This is a genomic window from Streptomyces sp. NPDC002536 (genome assembly GCF_053594995.1).
Map to the genome: position 1 here is coordinate 1 of NZ_JBSFWU010000227.1, position 2,996 is coordinate 2,996.

5 protein-coding genes are annotated in these 2,996 nt (G+C 72.7%); 2 read left to right on the top strand and 3 right to left on the bottom strand.

Translation table 11 applies throughout. From position 1 onward, the window contains the following. Positions 1 to 155 precede the first annotated feature (155 nt). The 3 genes from ACWD4B_RS35540 to ACWD4B_RS35550 all read right to left on the bottom strand — a co-directional run bounded on the left by ACWD4B_RS35540 (position 156) and on the right by ACWD4B_RS35550 (position 1,576). The gene (locus ACWD4B_RS35540) at positions 156 to 839 is read right to left on the bottom strand and encodes a LytR C-terminal domain-containing protein (RefSeq protein ID WP_451424641.1); all 684 of its coding nucleotides are present in this window, start codon (positions 837 to 839) and stop codon (positions 156 to 158) included. A gap of 136 nt (positions 840 to 975) precedes the next feature. After that, the gene (locus tag ACWD4B_RS35545) at positions 976 to 1,272 is read right to left on the bottom strand and encodes a type II toxin-antitoxin system VapB family antitoxin (protein ID WP_252541816.1); all 297 of its coding nucleotides are present in this window, start codon (positions 1,270 to 1,272) and stop codon (positions 976 to 978) included. A gap of 103 nt (positions 1,273 to 1,375) precedes the next feature. Then, a complete protein-coding gene (locus tag ACWD4B_RS35550; protein WP_336410478.1) occupies positions 1,376 to 1,576 on the bottom strand; it encodes a DUF5988 family protein in 201 nt (66 codons plus the stop codon). 120 nt (positions 1,577 to 1,696) lie between these two features. Here ACWD4B_RS35550 and ACWD4B_RS35555 point away from each other — a divergent pair, with 120 nt between their 5' ends. Both ACWD4B_RS35555 and ACWD4B_RS35560 read left to right on the top strand, forming a co-directional pair. Next, positions 1,697 to 2,470: a MerR family transcriptional regulator gene (locus tag ACWD4B_RS35555; RefSeq protein ID WP_451424642.1), complete on the top strand. Its 774-nt coding sequence runs from the start codon at positions 1,697 to 1,699 to the stop codon at positions 2,468 to 2,470. Beyond that, on the top strand, positions 2,467 to 2,996 hold a 530-nt coding region (locus ACWD4B_RS35560; RefSeq protein WP_451424643.1), incomplete at its 3' end, for a glycosyltransferase. The genes ACWD4B_RS35555 and ACWD4B_RS35560, both read left to right, overlap by 4 nt.

Below are 2,996 nucleotides of genomic sequence, written 5' to 3' on the forward strand. Positions count from 1 at the left end.
GTCCAGTCGGCGACCTCCGGCAGGTCCGTCCCGTGCTCCCGGATCCAGGCGTGGTGGCGGTTGCGCGTGTCCTCCATGGCCTGCCGCACCGCGGCCTAAGGGGCGCGGGGAACTGCGCGACCAGCCGCAGCCGGCCTGCAGTCTGAGAACCGGCCTCAGCACTTCGCGGGAGCGGACGCCGACGCGGAGGCCACCGCAGAGGGCGACGGCGGCGCGGAAGACGGTGCCGGCGCCGTCAACCCCGCCAGCAACCGGTCTGCATCCTCCTTGGCCGTCAGAGACTTGTACGCATCGCCGAGCACCAGATCGACGTCCTGCCCCTCGCGCGCGTCGCTCTTGGTCTCCGCCCCGGCGAGCTGTGTGCCGAGCACCCGCAGTGCCCCGTCCACGGCGCCCTGGCCGCCCATCAGCAGCCCCGGTCCGGGGACCTTCTTGTCGTACTCGGCCTGGGCGTTGCCCACCTTGCCGATTCTGAAGCCGCGGCGTTCGAGCTCATCCGCGGTGATCTTGGCGAGCCCGCCGCGCGGGGTCGCGTTGTAGACGTTGACCGTGATGTCGGAGGGCCTGGGCAGCTCCAGGGGGACCCGGTGCCCGGCCGTACGGCCCGCGTTCTTGCAGTCGCCGCTGCTCCTGTGCTGCGCCGCCTCCGTCCTGCTCCCGCCGCCGGAGAAGACATCGGCGAGCTGGAGCGTCCCCCACCCGGCCAGCCCGAGCACGGCGGCGGTGGAGAGGGCGGCGAGCACGATCCTGCGGCGATTTCTCGGGCGGCGCATGTGCGGGAACCGATTGCCCGTGATGCGATACTTTCCCCCCATGCCGGGAGGGGTGAGCATGCTCATGGGCGCAGCGTAGTGCCGGGGAATGCCGCTGCCTACTAGATGATCAATGGGTTGACCCCATGCCAACCCAAAAGGGCCAATACATGGCCGAATGGCGATACATGATGCGTAGCCGCACTAAGGGCGGAGCAGACGCTCAGTCGAGCTCGAGCACCCGGGCGTGCAGCACCTGACGCTGCTGGAGCGCGGCGCGCACCGCGCGGTGCAGCCCGTCCTCCAGGTAGAGATCGCCGTGCCACTTCACGACGTGGGCGAAGAGATCCCCGTAGAACGTCGAGTCCTCGGCGAGCAGCGTCTCCAGGTCGAGCTGCTGCTTCGTGGTCACCAGCTGGTCAAGACGTACCGGGCGCGGGGCGACGTCCGCCCACTGGCGGGTGCTTTCCCGGCCGTGGTCGGGGTACGGCCGACCGTTTCCGATGCGCTTGAAGATCACACGGAAAGCCTACCGGGCGAGCGGCTCCCGGCGCAGCCATGGCACGGCAGAGCGAAGGGGGCAATCGGCCGCATACCGCGTCTTTGCCGCGCGGGATCCGCCGTTATTCCGCGATTTCCGTCCGTTCGAACCACTCGTAGACCGGGAGCCGGCCCTCGGCGGTGTCCGTGTGCCGCGGGGTGTTCTTGAAGTGCTCGTACCCGCCGCGGTGCGGGATCTTCAACTCGATCCCGGGCGGGGTGATCGGGACGATGCGCGTGTGGAGGTCGTCCGGGCCGCCTTCGAGGAACGCTTTGGCAGACATGCGCACAGTCTTGCTCCGATCGGCCGCGGCGGCTCCCCGACGCGCCGACGGGGCAGGGGCCGGGCTTGACCCCGACGTCGCGTCAGGGTCCAGCGTGGGCGGCGAACGAAAGGTGATGGGATGAGCTACTCGGTCGGGCAGGTCGCCGGTTTCGCGGGAGTGACCGTACGGACCCTGCACCACTACGACAGGGCCGGGCTGTTGTCCCCGGGCGAACGCACCCCGGCCGGCTACCGGCAGTACGGCGATGCGGACCTGGCCCGGCTGCAGCAGATCCTCTTCTACCGCGAACTCGGCTTCTCCCTCGAAGAGATAGCCGAGATCCTCGCCGACCCGCAGGCCAGTGCGGTGGAGCACCTGCGGGAGCGGCACCGGCGGCTGAACGAGCAGATCCTGCGGCTGCAGCGGCTCGTCGAGGTCGCCGAGCGGGCCATGGACGTGCAGCGCACGGGCGTGCACCTGTCGCCCGAGGAACGGTTCGAGGTCTTCGGGGACGTCGCCTTCGACCTGAGCTATGCGACGGACGCGCACCTGAAGTGGGGGCGGAGCGAGGGCCATCGGCAGGCGATGGCCCGGGCCGCGGCCCACACCAAGGAGGACTGGCGGCAGCTCATGGCCGAGGCCGCGGACTGGCGGGGGCGGCTGCTCGCCGCCTTCGACGAGGGCGCCGACGCCGACGGCGAACGGGCCCGGGGGCTCGCCGAGGAGCACCGGCAGCACGTCGCCCGGTGGTTCACGCCCTGCCCGCACGAGATGCACTGCCGGATCGCCGACGACTACGTCGAGGACGCGCGCGCCTTCGCGCTCGTCGTGCCGCCCGCCGAGCAGCGGGCCGGCCTGGCCGCGTACGTGCGGCAGGCGGTCCACGCCAACGCCGAGGGGAGGCAGGGATGAGGATCCTCGTCATGGCGGCCGGTTCGCGCGGCGACGTCGCGCCCTACACCGGCCTCGGCGCCGCGCTGCGGGCGGCCGGGCACGAGGTCGTGCTGGCCGCGCCCGCCGGCTTCGCCGATGCGGTGCGGGACGGCGGGCTGGGGTTCCGCCCGCTGCCCGACGCCGCCACCGGCGCCGGTGGCTCGCTGCTCGGCAGGGCGGCGGCGTACGTCGACGCGCTGGGGGACGGCGTCGCGGACGCCGTGGCCGACGGGGACGCGGAGCTGCTGGTGCTCTCCGCGACCACCGCCCCGCTGGGCTGGCACGCGGCCGAGGCGCTCGGGGTGCCCTCGCTGGGCGCCTACCTGCAGCCCGTGGCGCCCACCGGGGACTTCCCGCCGACCGTCGGCGGGGCCGGGCGTCCGCTGGGCCGTTGGGGGAACCGGGCCGTCGGCCGGTTCTCGCTGCGGGTCGTCGACCGCCTCCACGCGCAGGCGGTCCGGCGGCTGCGCGCCCGCCTGGGCCTGCCGCCCGGCCACGCCCCACG